This is a genomic window from Marinilabilia rubra (assembly GCF_003121985.1).
Classification (GTDB): Bacteria; Bacteroidota; Bacteroidia; order Bacteroidales; family Marinilabiliaceae; genus Marinilabilia; species Marinilabilia rubra.
Genome location: NZ_QEWP01000004.1, coordinates 114,395 through 132,709, shown reverse-complemented (window position 1 = coordinate 132,709; position 18,315 = coordinate 114,395). Strand labels below are relative to the sequence as shown.

Annotated in this window: 13 protein-coding genes and 1 tRNA gene; 11 read left to right on the top strand and 3 right to left on the bottom strand. The window is 39.0% G+C overall.

Going from position 1 to position 18,315, the window contains the following annotated elements:
- The first annotated feature begins 109 nt into the window (after window positions 1-109).
- Window positions 110-1,489, top strand: coding sequence for an exonuclease domain-containing protein (locus DDZ16_RS06850; RefSeq protein ID WP_232526579.1), 1,380 nt, complete (start codon window positions 110-112; stop codon window positions 1,487-1,489).
- 5 nt (window positions 1,490-1,494) lie between these two features.
- Here the strand turns inward: DDZ16_RS06850 and DDZ16_RS06845 are convergent, their stop codons facing one another.
- Both DDZ16_RS06845 and DDZ16_RS06840 read right to left on the bottom strand, forming a co-directional pair.
- Window positions 1,495-2,073, bottom strand: a complete 579-nt coding sequence (locus DDZ16_RS06845; RefSeq protein ID WP_109263697.1) for a DUF2179 domain-containing protein — start codon at window positions 2,071-2,073, stop codon at window positions 1,495-1,497.
- A gap of 243 nt (window positions 2,074-2,316) precedes the next feature.
- A complete protein-coding gene (locus tag DDZ16_RS06840) occupies window positions 2,317-3,891 on the bottom strand; it encodes a peptide chain release factor 3 (protein ID WP_109263696.1) in 1,575 nt (524 codons plus the stop codon).
- A 136-nt stretch (window positions 3,892-4,027) separates the two neighbouring features.
- Between DDZ16_RS06840 and DDZ16_RS06835 the strand changes: the two genes are divergently transcribed.
- Window positions 4,028-4,927 carry a histidinol-phosphatase gene (locus tag DDZ16_RS06835; protein ID WP_158275620.1) on the top strand — a complete coding sequence of 300 codons (900 nt, stop codon included), beginning with the start codon at window positions 4,028-4,030 and terminating at the stop codon, window positions 4,925-4,927.
- A gap of 222 nt (window positions 4,928-5,149) precedes the next feature.
- Window positions 5,150-7,585 carry a bifunctional aspartate kinase/homoserine dehydrogenase I gene (thrA, locus tag DDZ16_RS06830; RefSeq protein ID WP_109263694.1) on the top strand — a complete coding sequence of 812 codons (2,436 nt, stop codon included), beginning with the start codon at window positions 5,150-5,152 and terminating at the stop codon, window positions 7,583-7,585.
- 227 nt (window positions 7,586-7,812) lie between these two features.
- On the opposite strand, the gene DDZ16_RS06825 is transcribed toward thrA, so the two are convergent.
- Window positions 7,813-8,031 (bottom strand): ATP-binding protein, encoded by a 219-nt coding sequence (locus tag DDZ16_RS06825; protein ID WP_109263693.1) that lies wholly within the window; start codon window positions 8,029-8,031, stop codon window positions 7,813-7,815.
- A gap of 829 nt (window positions 8,032-8,860) precedes the next feature.
- Here DDZ16_RS06825 and DDZ16_RS06820 point away from each other — a divergent pair.
- From DDZ16_RS06820 to DDZ16_RS06785, 8 genes are all read left to right on the top strand, one after another.
- Window positions 8,861-10,195, top strand: coding sequence for a dihydrolipoamide acetyltransferase family protein (locus tag DDZ16_RS06820; protein WP_109263692.1), 1,335 nt, complete (start codon window positions 8,861-8,863; stop codon window positions 10,193-10,195).
- Window positions 10,196-10,279: 84 nt separating this feature from the next.
- Window positions 10,280-12,331: an alpha-ketoacid dehydrogenase subunit alpha/beta gene (locus tag DDZ16_RS06815; protein ID WP_109263691.1), complete on the top strand. Its 2,052-nt coding sequence runs from the start codon at window positions 10,280-10,282 to the stop codon at window positions 12,329-12,331.
- Between the two features lie 214 nt (window positions 12,332-12,545).
- Complete coding sequence (locus tag DDZ16_RS06810; RefSeq protein WP_109263690.1) at window positions 12,546-13,058, top strand: flavodoxin; 513 nt, start codon at window positions 12,546-12,548, stop codon at window positions 13,056-13,058.
- A gap of 85 nt (window positions 13,059-13,143) precedes the next feature.
- A tRNA-Lys gene (locus tag DDZ16_RS06805) sits at window positions 13,144-13,219 on the top strand.
- A gap of 1,078 nt (window positions 13,220-14,297) precedes the next feature.
- Complete coding sequence (locus DDZ16_RS06800; RefSeq protein ID WP_109263689.1) at window positions 14,298-14,825, top strand: helix-turn-helix domain-containing protein; 528 nt, start codon at window positions 14,298-14,300, stop codon at window positions 14,823-14,825.
- A 401-nt stretch (window positions 14,826-15,226) separates the two neighbouring features.
- Window positions 15,227-16,000, top strand: coding sequence for a dihydroorotate dehydrogenase electron transfer subunit (locus tag DDZ16_RS06795; protein ID WP_109263852.1), 774 nt, complete (start codon window positions 15,227-15,229; stop codon window positions 15,998-16,000).
- On the top strand, window positions 15,994-16,911 hold the full coding sequence (locus tag DDZ16_RS06790) for a dihydroorotate dehydrogenase (protein ID WP_109263688.1): 918 nt from the start codon (window positions 15,994-15,996) through the stop codon (window positions 16,909-16,911). The genes DDZ16_RS06795 and DDZ16_RS06790 overlap by 7 nt, the downstream gene beginning before the upstream one ends.
- Window positions 16,912-16,993: 82 nt before the next feature.
- On the top strand, window positions 16,994-18,175 hold the full coding sequence (locus DDZ16_RS06785) for an Lnb N-terminal periplasmic domain-containing protein (protein WP_232526578.1): 1,182 nt from the start codon (window positions 16,994-16,996) through the stop codon (window positions 18,173-18,175).
- Window positions 18,176-18,315: the final 140 nt, after the last annotated feature.

Here is an 18,315-nt window from a genome sequence, read left to right as displayed (position 1 = left end):
AATTTAGAAGAATTAAATCAATGTCGCTGAATGTTAGGGACAAAACGTTGAAGCAGGTTATTTTTGTTTTTAAAATTCGTTTTCCCGGGATTTTAATATTTTTGCTATTATGAATCAGCTGCCAAAATATTCTGTTATTGATGTCGAGACCACCGGTGGAAAAGCAGGGGTGGGGCGTATTACAGAGATTGCTGTCTACTTGATGGAAGGCGAGGAAATCATTGATAAATTTGTAAGTCTGGTCAATCCTGAGTGTTACATTCCTCCTTACATTAGCCGGCTTACAGGTATTACAAATGAAATGGTAGCTGAAGCTCCCCGTTTCTTTGAAATTGCGAAGAAAGTGGTCGAAATAACTGAAGACTCGGTTTTTGTTGCCCACAATGCTCCTTTTGATTACTCGTTTGTAAAAAAAGAATTTGAGGGGTTAGGATATGATTACAATCGAGAGGTGATGTGTACCGTCAGACTTTCCAGGAAAGTTATACCGGGGCATCGATCCTATAGTCTTGGACAGTTATGTCAGGAATTAAGGATTCCTTTATCAGATCGGCACCGCGCCGGGGGGGATGCTCATGCAACAGCACTGCTTTTAAGGCATCTTTTCGAGATAAAGGGCGATTTCATTCTTCCAGAGGACGATCTTGATTTAAAAGGGATTAATGCGGAGCTTGATATGAAAAAGATCCGAAGGTTGCCCGAAACTCCAGGAATTTACTTTTTTCACAATGCCAATAATGAAGTTATTTATATTGGAAAAAGCCGAAATGTGCGGAAACGAGTGCTTTCTCACCTGGGAGCAAAAGGAAAGAGGGGGCTCAGGATGAAGGAACAGCTCACTGATGTTTCTTATGAGGTAACCGGAAGTGAACTGGTCGCGTTATTAAGGGAGTCGGATGAAATAAAGGAACAAAAGCCTCTGTTTAACCGGGCCGGCCGTAAAACCCGATTCAATTGGGGTGTTTTCTCCTTTAAAGATCAAAAGGGTTATTACCGCTTCCTCATAGACAGAGTCAATAGTAACACACGACAACCATTGGATGCCTTCTCTTCGAAAGACAATGCGGTCAGCATGTTGTCTAATTGGGTTGAGAAATATGAATTATGCCGCCAATTATGCGGGTTAGAGAACAAACAAGGGCCATGTTTCAACTATTCGGTAGATCAATGTAAAGGGGCGTGTACAGGCGAAGAACCATCAGATCTTTATAATAAGAGAGTTCAACAAATGATTGATGATCTGAATTTTTCATCTCCCAATTTTGTGATTTTCGATGAAGGAAGAAAAGCTGGAGAAAAATCTTTTGTGTGGATTGAAAAAAATGTACTTCGTGGCTTTGGATGGTTGAGCGAGGAGGATACTATAACACATCCTTCAGAACTGGAAGGCTTTGTTGTCGGAGGTGTCGACAACCGAGATACCCGGCAGATTGTGCGCTCATATCTTGTAAAAAAGTCTTCCAGCCGTGTTAAAATCCTAAAATACTAAATTGTTTATTTTCCTTTTCTCCGTGGAAATTGCACAAATCCACGTTGCATAGCGGGCAAAGGATGCACTCCCTGGTTGGCATACCGGACGTCTTCAATTGTGTAAAACGCCTTTGGATTGCTCTTTTTAATTATACCTGTAGCCAGTTCAAAATTGGAACGTTTACTTACACAGTAAATCACGGTTACTTTTCCTCTGGAGCCGAATGCATCATGCCAGGTTACCCCGAAACCTCTTTCAGATAATTTCTGAGCCAACTCAATTCCGGAATTTTGCGTAATAATCTGAAGATTAACATAGCCTATGGCCAGTTTTTCTTCTATAAGAAGTCCTATGTAATTCCCCGCGGCAAAACCGGCTGAATAAGCGATAAAATAGAGCCAGTTATCCAGATTTTCAAACACTTTTGTCATGGCCAGGAGCCAAATAAGGATTTCAAAGAATCCCAATACCGGAGCAAGTATCTTTAATCCTTTGGATATAAAAACAATACGTATGGTTCCTATGCTGACATCTGCCACTCTTGCAAAAAAGATGAGGGCAGGGATCAATATCCAGGTATACCAAAAACCTTCAGTAAGCATTGATTGCGATTTGAATGTGATAAAATTGGTTGATTAGGTTGAGTTTCAGCCTATTTCCTTTCATTTGATAACGATTGATGGTAAAACCACATAATCAGTCTCATAGCAGGAAATACGATGGGGTTAAATTTAGAACAAAGCCAATGATTTGAAAATAGGTGGGAAGAAAAAAATTGTGAAGAGTTGTATGTAATTGTGCCTTCCATCCAGAAGATGTTCTGGATGGAAGGCACACGGTTATTTTTAGAATTCAGTGCTAAAGTGAAACTTTATATTCTTGAAGTTTTCGCGGGCCATATCAAGCATATAAGAAGAGTCGGCTAAAAACACGTCACGTCCAAACTTATCTTTGGCCATATATTGGTTTTTACGCTTTTTGAAATCCTGAAGCTCTGTTTCGTCATCCGATTCAAGCCAACAGGCTTTGTATAGATTTATTGGCTCGTAACGACAAGAGGCGCCATATTCATGCAATAAGCGATATTGAATCACTTCAAATTGTAATGCACCTACCGTTCCTATTACTTTACGCCCGTTAAACTGACTCACAAAAAGCTGCGCCACTCCTTCATCCATCAACTGATCAATACCTTTTGCCAATTGCTTGGATTTCATAGGATCAGCATTTTCTATATAGCGGAATAGCTCGGGAGAAAAACTTGGAAGGCCCTTAAAATGAAGGGGCTCATTTTCGCTTAGACTGTCTCCGATTTTGAAATTTCCTGAATCCGGAATGCCAATTATATCACCTGGAAAAGCTTCATCCACAATGGATTTTTTTTCGGCCATAAATGCAGTAGGACTGCTGAACTTCATCTGTTTTCCCAGTCGCACATGCTTGTAATTGGTGTTTCTTTGAAAATGACCTGAACAAATTTTCACGAAGGCCAAACGGTTTCTGTGATTGGGATCCATGTTGGCATGAATCTTAAAAACGAAACCACTGAATTTTTCTTCTGATGGCTGTACTTCCCGCTCTTCAGTAACAGATGGACGGGGCGAAGGGGCAATTTCAAGAAAGCAGTGTAACAACTCACGAACACCAAAGTTATTTAAAGCACTTCCAAAAAATACAGGAGCTACCTTCCCTTCGAGGTAAGGGGATTTATCAAATTCGGGATAAACACCATTCACTAATTCCAGTTCTTCCCTCAACTCTTCGGCAGAACTTTTACCAATTTCATCAGCAAGTTTGCCATCATTTACATCCAGACTAATACCTTCCTCCAGCGTTTGCTTGTTAGGTGTAAAAAGATAAAGGCTTTGCTCAAAGAGGTTGTAAACACCTTTAAAGTCAGGGCCATTGCCAATGGGCCAACTCAATGGTCGTACCTCTATTTTGAGTTCTTCTTCAATTTCGTCTAAAATCTCATATGGATCTCTGGACGGACGGTCCATCTTGTTAACAAAAACAATTACCGGAGTGTTGCGCATCCGACAAACCTCCATGAGCTTACGAGTTTGGGCCTCAACACCTTTTGCCGCATCAATAACGATTATTACACTATCTACAGCGGTCAATGTACGATATGTGTCTTCAGCAAAGTCCTGGTGACCTGGTGTGTCAAGGATGTTAACCTTGTAACCTTTGTATTCAAAGCCCATAACCGATGTGGCTACAGAGATACCACGCTGCTTCTCAATTTCCATAAAATCGGAAGTTGCGGTCTTTTTTATTTTATTAGACTTTACAGCTCCTGCAACATGAATAGCTCCGCCAAAAAGGAGGAACTTCTCCGTAAGGGTCGTTTTTCCTGCATCAGGGTGACTGACAATGCCGAATGTACGGCGACGTTGTATTTCTTCTTTAAATGCCATCGTAAGAATATATTTCAGGTTGCAAAATTAGTCAATGAAATTAAACCCCAAAGCTAATTTGAGTGTTTTGTATATGTGTTTTGCGCTTTGATGCTTTTATGCTTTACTTTGTTTAATCATGAAAAAGGGAATAATAATGCAAGATTCTTTACACGACAATAGTCATTCACTTAAGAATTGGGCTAATTATCATGGGCATTGCTTCTTTTGTGACGGAAAACAAGAGCCTGAGGTATATGTAAAAAAAGCTATAGAATGGGGTATGACGGTGCTCGGAATTTCGAGTCATGCACCAGTTGGCTTCGATACTGACTGGAACATGAAAGAGGAAAAGCTTTCTGAATATCTTAAAGTTTTGTCGCACCTGAAGGAAAAATATAAGGAGAGGATAAAGCTTTTAACCTCTATGGAAGTTGATTACATTCCCGGGGAGGCTGGTCCGTCTCATCAACGTGTTGTTAATGCAAATCTCGATTATATTGTTGGTTCTGTCCATTTTGTGGAGGCTTATGATGATGGTACACATTTCTCAATAGATGATTCTACCGAAGATTTTACAAGAGGATTGAATCAGATTTTTGGCGGAGATATCCAAAAGTTAGTAAAAAGATATTTTGAACTCCAGAAAGAAATGATTGCCAATGAGCCGCCTCATATACTGGGACATATGGATAAGATCAGAATGCACAACAGAAACCGGTTCTTTTTTGATGAGAAAGACAAATGGTATTTAGACGAGGTTAGAAGTACCATGAAGCTGGCAGCTGAAAAGGGAGTTGTTGTTGAGATTAATACCAAATACTTTGAGCGGGCCGACTTTTCTTTTCCTTCGCGTGATCATTTCCGATGGATGGGGGAAGAAAAAATTCCGGTTACTTTGAATAGTGATGCTCATCATCCTGATAAACTACTTTCCGGTTTTAAAGAGATATTGGAAATGGTTGAAAATTCAGGAATCACTGAATTGTGGCATTATCATGGCAATGGTCAAACTTTTGTTCCAAAAAGATTCAGCCGGGACACTATAAAATGGTAGGTTTGGTTTAAGAATGTGATTTTTGAGAGCGATTGGCTTTTGTTTTCTTAATAAAAATGCCTTTCCGCTAACATTTATCATGTTTTCCTCTCTTTTTTTCCTACATTTGTTAATCATTAATGAATAAGCTCTGTAGCTGAATAGATTTTAAACGTTTTTTCAGCATTTCTGGAGCTTTTTTTTCGCACTAAGAAATTATAATTCAAGGAAAAACAAAGATTCATGAAAGTATTGAAATTTGGCGGCACCTCAGTCGGATCTGTTGAAAGCATCCGTAAAGTAAAAGAAATTGTTCATGCCAATGAAGAGCAGACGGTAATTGTTGTATCTGCCATGGGCGGTATAACGGATAAGCTTATTCAAGCTGCCAATTTGGCCGCCGAAGGAAATACTGCGTATACTGATGTTGTTGAAAATATTATAGAGCATCATAAAAATACTGTTCTGGAGTTATTTCTGAATCCCAATGAAGCTGAAGGAATTCTTGAATTTATTGCTCCGGAACTGGACGAACTGAGATCCATCAATAAAGGAGTGTTTCTTATTCGTGAACTAAGCCGCAAAAGTCTGGAAAGTATCTCAGGAATAGGAGAGCGGCTCTCCTCAAAAATAATTTCGCGGTTTTTGGAGGCCCAATGGTACGATAGCCGTGAGTACATCAAATCGTTTTATGAGTATGGCCGCAGCCAGGCAGATCTTGAGGCAACGAACAAATTGCTTTCCAAAGTTTATCCAAATATTGGGAAACGTTCTCTTTTTCCAGGTTTTATCAGTAGTAATCTGAAAGGTGAAAATACCACTCTGGGACGAGGTGGTTCGGACTATACGGCTTCTTTATTAGCTGCAGCTTTCGATGCAGATATGCTTGAAGTTTGGACTGATGTGGATGGTTTTATGACTGCTGATCCTCGGGTGATTAGCCGGGCATATTCAATCGGGCATCTCAGTTATGCCGAAGCCATGGAGTTGTCTCATTTTGGCGCCAAAGTGATTTATCCGCCAACCATCTTGCCGGTTTATCAGAAGAATATTCCCATAGCAATAAAGAATACTTTTAACCCCGAAGCTCCCGGAACCCTCATTGATGGAGTTAAAGAAGTATCAGGACCAAAACAGATTAAGGGCATCTCATCCATAAAAAATGTTTCTTTACTCACCGTTCAGGGAATTGGAATGGTGGGAGTAACAGGTATTTCGATGCGATTATTTGCATCACTGGCGGCAAAGGAAGTAAATGTTATTTTAATATCTCAGGCTTCATCTGAAAACAGCATCAGTATTGTTATTGATAGTAGTCAAACTGATCTTGCCAAAGCTGCCATCGAGAAAGAATTTAAACGCGAATTGGAAGACCGGCAGATTAGTAGCATTGTTGTGGATGATCATATGGCGGTGGTTGCCATTGTTGGTGAGAATATGAAGCATTCCACCGGTATGTCGGGACTTCTCTTCAATAGTGTTGGAAAAAACGGGGTAAATGTTTTTGCTATTGCCCAGGGAGCTTCAGAGCTTAACATTTCTTTCGTCATTAAAGAGAGGGATATTAAAAAGGCTTTAAACGTCATTCACGAATCTTTCTTCTTGTCGGATTACTCCCGCTTAAATCTTTTCCTTGTGGGTAAAGGAACGGTAGGCAGTAAACTCATAAACAAAGTGGGAACTCAGGCTGAAAAACTGATGAAGGAAAACAGTCTCAAAGTTCGTCTTGTAGGTTTGTCAGGTAGTAAGGGAATGGTTCTTGATCCCGAAGGCCTGGAAGCATCATCTGTTGTTGAAAAGCTTGAGAAAGAAGGAATAGAAGGAAGTGTTCATGATTTTCGGGACAGAATAATCGAAATGAACCTTGCCAATTCTGTTTTTGTGGATTGCAGTGCCAGTGAGGAAGTTGCTGGCATATATCATTCACTTCTGGATGCCAATGTATCTGTTGTTACGGCCAATAAAATAGCAAGTTCTTCATCATACGAAACTTATCGCAAACTAAAAGATACTGCACGTGAAAAAGGTGTTAAGTTCTTTTTTGAAACCAATGTGGGAGCGGGGCTTCCTATTATTGCACCTATTAATGACCTGGTGCGTAGTGGCGATAAAATTGTTCGTCTCGAAGCAGTCTTATCAGGTACTTTGAATTATATTGTAAACACCCTTTCTGCGGAAAAGCCACTCTCCGAAGTTATTGTAGAAGCCAAAGAAAAAGGCTTTAGCGAGCCTGACCCAAGAGTAGATCTGAGTGGAACCGATGTTGTAAGAAAATCTCTCATACTTGCTCGGGAATCGGGTTACGGGTTGGAAGAAGCTGATGTGGAAGTAGCCCCTTTTGTACCGCAGGAATATTTGGATCTGCCTACTCTTGATGCATTTATGGATAAGGTGAAAGAGTTAGATCCCGTATTTGAGGCAAAACGCCAAAAAGCAAATGAGCAAGGCAAGAGATTGCGATATGGCGCACAGCTCACCTCCGATGGCAAGGCAAAAGTTGGTTTGATGGAGGTTGATAAGTCTCATCCGTTTTTTGAACTTGAAGGAAGTAACAACATTGTTTTAATCTGGTCGGAACATTATTATGAGCATCCCATGCAGATAAAAGGATATGGTGCAGGTGCTGATGTTACAGCGGCAGGGGTATTTGCCGACATTATTAAAGTCGCAAATGTTTAGATGAAATTTCTCTGCCGGCATGAAGTACAAAAGCCATCTTTAAGTTAATACTTTCAGATGGCTTTTTATTTTGTCTGAAGCGGAAAACTGGACTGGAACCCGCGACTCCCAGCTTGGGAAGATGAAGCTCCACCAACTGAGCTACTTCAACAAATATTTTATATAGAGTCTCGCGAGGCATCTGACCGTTCAATGCTAAGTCAAAGTAAAAAAAGGGGAGAAGAAATTCAATACTTCAGGGATGCTTCCTTGGCCGGTTTTATAGGAATTGTGAATGCAAATGTGCTGCCTTTGCCCGGGAAGCCCTCAATAACGAATTCTCCATGATGCTGTTCTATAAATTCTGTGGTTATAGCCATTCCGGGTCCTGATCCTTTTGCTCCATAAGTTCCTTTCGTGGATGTAGAGTTTTCAATATAAGTTACATAAATGGAAAATAATTCCATTTAAAATTCCACAGAATAAAAAGTTTACAAATTACTAGTGTCAAGTCAAGCATAGTCTGACGGCCCAAGCCTTGCTCTTTCTACCTTGTGCTTCTCAAAAAAAAGACTCACGTAGCTACGGCTATGCTTACTTTTTTGTTGAATTTGCACAAGGTGAAAAATTGCGGCGGCTTACAGTGCATTCTAAACTTGACTTGACACTAGAAAAATAACAGCTTGGGATGGCATATTCATTTTTTGTTGTTTTTATACATTCTAAAAATCAGCATTTTTCTGTATTGTGATTGATTTTTGTCAGTTCTATAAAAAAAATAATTACATTTGTCATGGTTTTGTACGAAGAAAGTGCTAAATCAAAAGTTGATCATTATACTTGTTTTGTATATTTATTACACATATTCATATGTTTCATGCATAAAATATTATTGAAGGCTCTTTGCTAGCAAACGTCAATTAATAGTTTAGTAAATTCTTTTATAAAAAATATAATTTTTTACAGTCTCTAATCCCGGAACAGATTAGATTTTAGGTTTGACCGGCATTGTCACAGCGATAATGCCGGTTTTTTTTCACTTAGTATAGAAAAATCCTTCTTTCTCTGGTTTAGTATTCTCTTCTTTATTTGCTTTTCCTTATTGATTATTGAGGTATCTATAGGTTTTTTGTGGTATTGTTTTCTATTTATCGCTTCAGGTTGAACAAAATTTACTCGGAAGTGGTTTGTAGTAAAAACAGAATAAAATGATATTGTTTTTATTTAGACTTTGTTTAAATAGTTAAATGTTTTATTTTTGCCACTCAGAAATAACAAAAATTAAACCCAACTGATATGTCAACATTTGAAATAGTGATGCCCAAAATGGGTGAAAGCGTTGAAGAAGCTACCATTACAAAATGGTTTGTCAGCGTAGGCGACAAGGTAGAAGAAGATGATCCTGTGCTCGAAATAGCGACGGATAAAGTAGATTCTGAAATTCCTTCTCCTGTTGCCGGAACAATTAAGGAAATTAAATATGAAACCGATGATGTAGTTGCTGTAGGTAAACCTGTTGCAATAATTGCATTGGAAGGGGAAGAAGAAGAGGATGAATCGTCCGAAAAAAGTAAAGGCCAGGAAAAGGAAGAGGCTCCAAAAAAAGAAAAAGAAGAAACCCAGTCTTCCCAACAGGTGCAGTCGAAAACTGAAGGTGAAGATAAGCAGGAAAGTGATCGGTTTTATTCTCCTCTTGTTCGCAGTATAGCCAGTGAGGAGGGTGTTTCTTTCAAAGAATTGGATTCCATTTCAGGAAGTGGACGTGAAGGTCGGGTAACCAAAGATGATTTGTTAAATTACCTTGAGAATCGTGGTGAAGCAGCTAAAAAACCAACTGCCGCCGCAAAAGAAAAATCTCCTGCCAAAGAATCTGCACCAACTACTTCCAAAACAGTTCAGGCTCCAAAAGTAACTGCAGGTGAAGGTGATGAGATTGTTGAAATGGATCGGCTCCGAAAATTGATTGCTGATAATATGGTGATGTCTAAGCAAGTTTCACCTCATGTTACTTCAGTGGTTGAGGCTGATGTTACCAACCTCGTATTGTGGAGAAATAAAGTGAAAGATCAATTTCAGGAAAAGTATGGCGAGAAACTGACTTTTATGCCAATGTTTACTGAAGCTGTAGCCAAAGCTTTGAGGGATTTCCCAGGAGTTAATGCTTCCGTCGACGGCCACAATATTATTTACCGGAAGAATGTGAATGTCGGTATTGCGGTTTCACTACCTTCCGGAAACCTAATTGTTCCTGTGGTAAAGCAAGCAGATCAAAAAAACGTGGTTGGACTAGCTACCGAGATGAACAGATTGGCAAAAGCTGCTCGTGCAAATAAGTTATCTGGCGATGAAATCCAGGGAGGAACTTTCACAATAACGAACTTTGGATCATTTAAAAATACTATTGGTACACCTATTATTAGTCAACCACAAGTAGCCATTCTTGCAACCGGTACCATTGAAAAGAAACCTGCAGTGGTTGAAACCCCTACAGGTGATGTCATAGCCATTCGTCATAAAATGTTTCTGTCTCTATCATATGATCATCGTGTTGTTGATGGCGCTCTGGGAGGTATGTTCCTCAGAAGAGTAGCTGATTATCTGGAGGAAGCAGATCTTGATCGAGACATCTAATACTTCAATAAATGAGTTGTTTTGCATTGTTAAACAACTCATTAAGACAAATCATTGCTTAATAAAAGAAAAAGGAAACACAATATGAAAAGTAATGTTCCTGAAAACTATTCGGTAAAGAAAACCGATAAAGAAACTTTGCTAAAGTGGTACAAGCTCTTGTTTCTTGGGCGTACTCTTGACGAGCGGGCCCCCAATTACCTGAAGCAGGCCATAGGCTGGTCATACCATGCGCCGGCAGCCGGACATGATGGTATTCAGCATGCTATTGGGCAGAATTTTAAAAAGGAAAAAGACCACCTTTTCCCATATTACCGAGATCTTCAGACATGTATATCTGCTGGTATGACCGCTGAGGAGGTAATATTCAACGGTATTTCAAAAGATGCTGATGTTGCAGGTGGTGGACGTCACATGTCAAATCACCTGGCTAAACCGGCCTGGAATATTCACAACGTTAGCTCTGCTACCGGAAACCATACTCTGCATGCTACCGGACTGGGAAGAGCATTGAAAACTTATAAAGAAGACGATGCTGTAGTTATTAGCTCACAGGGCGAAAGCTCTGTTTCAGAAGGGTATGTATACGAAGCTATCAATGGTGCTTCCAATGAGAAATTGCCCGTTGTTTTTGTTTTTCAGGACAATGGATATGGAATTTCTGTTCCAAAAGAAGATCAAACTGCCAATAGAAAAGTAGCTCGCAACTTTGAAGGATTCAAAAATTTGCGAATCATCTATTGCAACGGAAAAGATGTATTTGATTCCATGAATGCCATGGAAGAGGCTGTTAACTGGGCAAAAAAAGAGCAGAGGCCTGTTGTGGTTCATGCCAATTGTGTTCGCATTGGTTCACACTCCAACTCAGACCGTCATGAGCTTTATCGTGATGAAAACGAGTTGAGTTATGTGAAAGAATATGATCCTCTCGCAAAGTATCGCAGAATGTTATTGCGTTATGAAAGAGCAACAGAGGATGAATTAAAAGATATTGAAGAGAAGGTTACCAAAGAGGTTAAGGATGCCCACAAAAAGGCCATCAAGGCTCCCGATCCCAAACCTGAATCAATTCATGATTTTGTGCTTCCGGAGCCTTACACGAGTGAAAAATATCCGGAGGGGACCCATAATGACGATGGCGAACCGATAAAGCTTATTCAAGCTCTAAATGAAACTCTGAAATCAGAGTTTAGAAACAACCCGGATACATATATTTGGGGACAAGATATTGCCAACAAAGATAAAGGTGGTGTCTTTAATGTATCAAAAGGGATGCAGAAAGAATTCGGGAAGACCCGGGTTTTCAATGCGCCAATTGCCGAAGATTACATAATGGGAACGGCCAACGGAATGACTCGCTACAATGATAAAATCCGTGTGGTTGTTGAAGGAGCGGAATTTGCCGATTACTTCTGGCCTGCCATGGAACAATATGTTGAAATGACTCATGAATATTGGCGAACCAAGGGACAGTTCTCTCCTAATGTAACAGTGAGACTGGCTTCAGGAGGTTACATCGGGGGTGGCCTTTATCACTCTCAAACCACCGAGGGTGCCCTGAGTACCTTCCCCGGAGTAAGAGTAGTTTATCCTTCATTTGCGGATGATGCTGCAGGTTTATTGCGTACGTCCATTCGTTCAAAAGGGATGACCCTCTTTCTGGAACCAAAGGCGTTATATAACTCGCCGAAAGCAGCAGCTGTCGTTCCTGATGATTTTGAAGTTCCATTTGGAAAAGCAAGAATTAGAAGAGATGGTAAACACATGACCATGATCACTTATGGTAATACCACTTATATGTGTCTTGAAGCGGCTGAAAAAATGAGTAAAGAAGACGGCCTTGAAGTTGAAGTAATTGACCTAAGGTCGCTGCTTCCATTGGATAAAGAGACCATTTTTGAATCGCTCAAGAAAACTTCGAGAGCATTGGTTGTGCATGAGGATAAAGTATTTGGAGGATTTGGAGGCGAACTTTCAGCCATAATCGCTGACGAAGCCTTTGAGCTGCTTGATGCACCTGTAAAGAGGCTGGGCTCTGAATTTACACCCGTTGGATTTAATCGGATTCTTGAAGGCGCTACTTTACCTAATACAGATAAAATTCTGAAAGCAGCCAGAGAGCTCGCCGGGTATTAATTAAGCTGGTTCCTGATTAATGTAAATGATGCTTTCCAAAAATTTTATGAGACCAAATATTAAGTGCTAAACAAACCTATAAGACGATGCTCTGATTTTAAGTATTGGGGTTTGGAATCGTTAAACCAATATCGCACAATTTTAGTTATCAGATAATGGAATAGCATCAACATAAAAGTCTATTAGATAATTATATTGAGAAAAAAATTGAAAGATGAAAAAGATAGGTGTCTTTTATAGTTTCAGATCACATAAAACCAAGAAGCAGGTAGGCAAAATGATCAAACATCTGGGTGAAAAGGGAGTTGAAGAAGTAAATGTGGATGAAGCTACACACAAAGATTTTGAGAAATTTGATAATTTCATTTTTGCTGTTCCAACCTGGTTCGATGGTGAGTTGCCCAACTACTGGGATGAGTTTCTGCCCTCTATTGAAGAGGATGACCTGAAAGGCAAGAAATTCGCCCTGTTTGGAGGTGGAGATCAAAAAGGCTATCCTGAAAACTTTGTTGACGGCATCGGCATCATGGCCGAATTCGTAGAAAAACGAGGAGGAAAAGTGGTTGGTCATACCTCAACCAAAGGGTATACATTCGAAGGTTCACGTGCTCAACGTGGCAATAAATTTGTTGGCCTGGCACTTGATATTGAAAACCAGGCAGCGCAAACAGATGAGCGCATTGAAAAGTGGATTGAGAGTGTAAAAAAAGCTTTCAATGAAAGCTAGTAAAACTTTTGTGGAATATTTCTTTAAATAGTTTTGCAAAGTTCATTCAAAAAACTACTTTTGTACCCGCAAAACAAACAAAGGCGACTCAGTAGCTCAGCTGGTAGAGCAACGCCCTTTTAAGGCGTGGGTCCAGGGTTCGAATCCCTGCTGGGTCACCATTATAAACCGCATTTAAGTATTTACTTGAATGCGGTTTTTTTATTCCCTCCGGATTAACATAATTAAGACTTGTATGTTTTGTTTCTTGAGTTCTGCTTTATTAGGATAGATGAAAAGTTCTTCTGTTGTGGTGTTCGATGTTTAATCCCAGACCGCAATCGGATATTCAATCCACTATTTGCCAGGGAAGTTTAATCTTCTTTTTTAGGATTTCATGAGGGAAAATGATCGCTATATGAATCCGATAAATTGGAGTTTATGGAATTCGCCATTCGCCATTATAATATGCAGTTTATGGAACCAAAGAAAGCAAATGCATTAAAAATTCCATGGTCATTCATGAAGTTACCTCATAGCATGGCAATTTGCTACAATTGATTTTTAAACTCCCTGTTGGGCTTTACTATGGTCTCTATTGGTCACTGAGGTTTTTTTAATCCAATAAATTTAACTGTTGAAACTTGCTTAAAATTACAGGCAGGAGAGTAGGAGTAATTGATTTATCCATGTTACACTTGTAAACAATTTAATTTCGAAAGATTTCCGTAGCTAAAGAGCTTATTCAATCAGACATAAAACTCACTTTTTCAGTATATTAAAGCATTTTATTAAAGCAAAAGTAAAAACTTCCATGGGAAGTGCATGAATTTTTATGCATTATTCAATTTTTAGCATGGTTTTTTGTTGTTTATTATTTAATAACCAGTAGTTTAAGCAAATCATCTAAACCAAATGTATAAGTATTGATTATGGGTTATCATAACACCTTATTTTTAAAGGCTTAATGCTTAGTGATAGCTTTTTTACGGAAGTATTACTATAGTGGTTTAGGAGAGAAATATTCATTAATAACCAACACAAGTAATATACTTATACATCTAATATTTAATAAATTAAAATCTAGCACATAATGTATACATACAATTAATGCATTTGGCAAAATATAAGAGTGTTTAAATTCATTGTTCTGTTACATTTGTAACCAAAATATTTACATGCCAGTTTGAATATTTCAATTGTTTATTTATTACATTTGTAACAACAATTTTGCATCAGTTTTCCATTTACAACAATACAATGAAGGAACGTTTACAAGAGATACTTAAGCAGGAGAGATTAACACCAGCAAGGTTTGCAGAGTTGGTTGGGGTGCAAAGATCAAGTGTAAGCCACATTATATCCGGCAGAAATAAACCGAGTCTGGAGTTTTTGCGCAAGATAATGACATCATTAGAGCATATTAGCCCCGATTGGTTAATATCAGGTGTTGGACCTTACAAAAGGGCTGATATAGCTGATTTCGCTATGAAAACTAAACAAGAAGATTCTGATGCTTCTGTAAATGGGACCATAAAGTTTCCCTCACTGGTTAATTCCGGCAAAAAAGAATCAGAATCCACTGACGGTTCCTTGGAAAGAAATACTCCTGGAATTGAAAAAACAACAAAAAAAGGAGATTACTCATCTGAACAACCTAATACCTTTGAAAAAGGAACCGAATCGCAATCTTATTTGCAGAATAACTCTACATATAAGAGAAAGCAGATTGTAAAAACCATTCTTTTCTATGACGATCAGACATTTGAGGTTTTTTATCAATCCTAGGGAACATCATGTTCAAAATATTTATTTCCTACTGGCGTTTGCGCTCTATGCATTTGAACTTCAATTCCGCCTTTATTGCTGCATTCCACTAAGATGTATCTTAATAATGATAAGGAAATAAACCCCATCTTAGAATGATGAAGTTAATAGTTCGATTGATACTTGTAAGTTTTTCCTGCCTTATTGCTTCGCGGTCTCAATTCTTAATATTGTAAGTGTGTTTTACTCAAAAATTGCAGGAAAGATACTGAACCAGAAAAAGGGTTAGCTAAGATTAGAGTTTTCAAACATTGATCCCTTTTAATGTGACCCTTTTTCATATATTTGCATGGAAATCATTTTTAGAGTACAAACTAAAAAGCATGTTTACAGATGTGAACATGTAAATGGAAATTATTGCAATGCCAAAGAAGTTTAAAGAAAATTTTAAGGTAATAGCCAATGAGCGGCAGACTTCTGAGTTTGTTGTATTGACTCTTAAGCACCCTGGTCAACTTCCTGAAATGTTTCCCGGACAATTTGCTGAAGTAAGGGCAGATGGTGCCATGGAGGCTTATTTGAGACGGCCACTTTCCATTCATGACGTTGATTATACAAACAACACCTTGAAGTTGCTAATTCAGGATGTTGGACCTGGCACACACCAGTTATCTTCCTTACAAAAAAATGATGAAGTAAACCTGGTTTATCCTTTGGGCAAAGGTTACGATCTGCCTGATAGCGATAAGGTATTATTAGTTGGTGGGGGGTGCGGAGTAGCACCACTGCTTTTCCTGGGAAGATATTTAAAAGAGAATGGTATTAAACCGCGCTTTTTAATTGGAGCCAGAAGTAAATCAGACCTTGTTGAACTGGACGCCTATAATAGATTAGGAGAAGTGTTTGTTACCACCGAAGATGGTTCCATGGGAACAAAAGGGTTTGTTATTCATCATCCGGTAATGAAAACCTTCGATCCGGATTTTGAGTGGTTATATACCTGTGGACCTGAAGCTATGATGAAAGTTTTAGCTAAATATTCAAGAGAACGTAATGTAAAATGTCAGGTATCACTTGAAAATACAATGGCCTGTGGCATTGGGGCTTGCCTGTGTTGTATTACACCTACAGTTGAAGGCCATAAGTGTACTTGTATTGACGGACCTGTTTTTGATGCAAATTATTTGAAATGGTAGATTTATCAGTAACACTCGGAAATATAAACCTCAAAAACCCGGTGATGACCGCTTCCGGTACATTCGGGTATGGAGAAGAATATAGTGATTTTATCAATATCGAAGAGCTTGGCGGTATCATAGTTAAGGGTACCACAGCTACCGCCCGGGAAGGAAATGCTTATCCCAGGATGGCTGAAACCCCAATGGGAATGCTTAATGCAGTTGGTCTTCAAAATAAGGGAGTTGATGCTTTTGTGAATGAAACGTGGCCCAGAATTAAGAAATACGATACTAACTTTTTTGTTAATGTTTCCGGGTCAACGGTTGAAGAGTACATCGAAACAGCCGAAAAAATCGCATCGATTAATGAAATTCCCGGCATAGAACTTAATATTTCATGTCCCAACGTGAAAGAGGGTGGAATGGCTTTTGGAACAAGTTGTCCATCTGCGATTGCCGTAACCGAAGCTGTCAGAAAAGTATATCCCGGGCATTTGATGGTTAAATTGTCACCCAACGTTACTGATGTAACTGAAATTGCGAAAGGAGTGGAAGGTGCAGGCGCTGATTCGGTTTCACTTATTAATACGTTATTGGGTATGGCCATTGATGCAGAGACAAGAAAACCTATTCTGTCAACTGTAACCGGTGGCCTTTCGGGGCCATGTGTGAAGCCCGTTGCACTGCGCATGGTATGGCAGGTTGCATCTTCTGTCGACATACCGGTCGTAGGACTGGGAGGAATTTCATCAGCCAGAGATGCCATTGAGTTTTTATTAGCCGGGGCATCCGCCATACAGGTAGGTACGGCCAATTTCAGAGAACCAGATGTTACAGCTAACATTATTTCCGGAATTTCTGATTATATGGAGAGGCATAATATTTCTGAAATAAGTGATATTACCGGTGGCTTAATTATAGAAAAGTAAACTGAACACTTTACAAGTGTAATCAATTCTTTGTTTACCAATGTAACAAGCAGCTAATTACAAAACTAAACAGATACTTGTTTTGCATAAACCAATATTTACCCTTTTAATCTTTTTTTCGCTTGTAAGCGGATTAAAGGCAGCATCCAATACTGTTAGCTTATCTGATAAAGCTGAAATTTCTATACTTACATGCGCACCAGGGGAAGAATTGTATTCTGTCTTTGGGCACTCTGCCATCAGGGTTTCTGATCCAAAGAACGAAATAGATCTGGCCTTTAATTACGGGACATTCGATTTCAACACTCCATTTTTCTATTTAAAGTTTGGACATGGCAGTCTCGATTATATGTTGTCTGTATCGAGCTTTAAGAGATTTATGCGCGAATATTTTGTAGAAGGAAGATCTGTTTGGGAACAAGAACTGGCACTGTCACCTCAGCAAAAACAAGATATTTTTGAATCTCTAATAGAAAATGCCCAACCTGAAAACAGGGCGTATAAATACGACTTTTTTTACGATAATTGTGCCACAAGAGTTGCTTTTGCTGTAATAGAACAGTTACCTGGAAAACCGGATTTCACAGTACAATTGCCTGCAGATAATCTTTCTTTTAGGGATGCAATACATCCTTATCTAAATTCAAAACCCTGGACTAAATTAGGAATTGATTTAATACTTGGTGCTCCTGCAGATGCAAGGACCGATTCTTTGACCATTATGTTTCTCCCGGATTACCTCATGGAGCAATTTTCCGGAATTCAATTTTCGATGAATGGAACCCAAAAGGGTCTTGTAAAAGGTACTGAATTGATTCTTGACTTTTCTGATAAGAGCGTAATAAAATCAGAGCAACTCTCTCCGGTATTGATTATCTGGTTTCTGGCAATAGTTGTTATTATCTTGTCTCTTGGTGAGCATACGGGATATATTGGACGCCTTAAATGGCTGGATATACCACTTTTTCTGGTAGGTGGTGTAGGCGGGCTTGTGGTTACTTATTTGGCTTTTATTTCAGATCATTTTGTCACAGGATCTAATTGGAACTTGCTTTGGGTAAATCCAATATGGTTCTTCTTGGTTACAAATGGTAATAATACAATTGTAAACGCCATAAAAAAACTTCAAACTCTATTTCTTTTGATCTTTTTGATATCATTACCTTTTTCACAACAGTATATTCCTGCTGAATTTATTCCACTTGTATTAATTTTTCTTTTTCGGTTGATCCGACCTTTTTCCTTTCTGGTAAAAGACAAATGAAAAAGTCCGGCTGTAGAACCACAATTTTCCATTACTCAAAATATACAACGGTCTTTTGTTTTTGTTGGTTGGAAACTTTCAGAGGTTTTCATATCAGCATTCTCACTCCTTAAGCAACTAGAAACTAGCATCAAACAAGA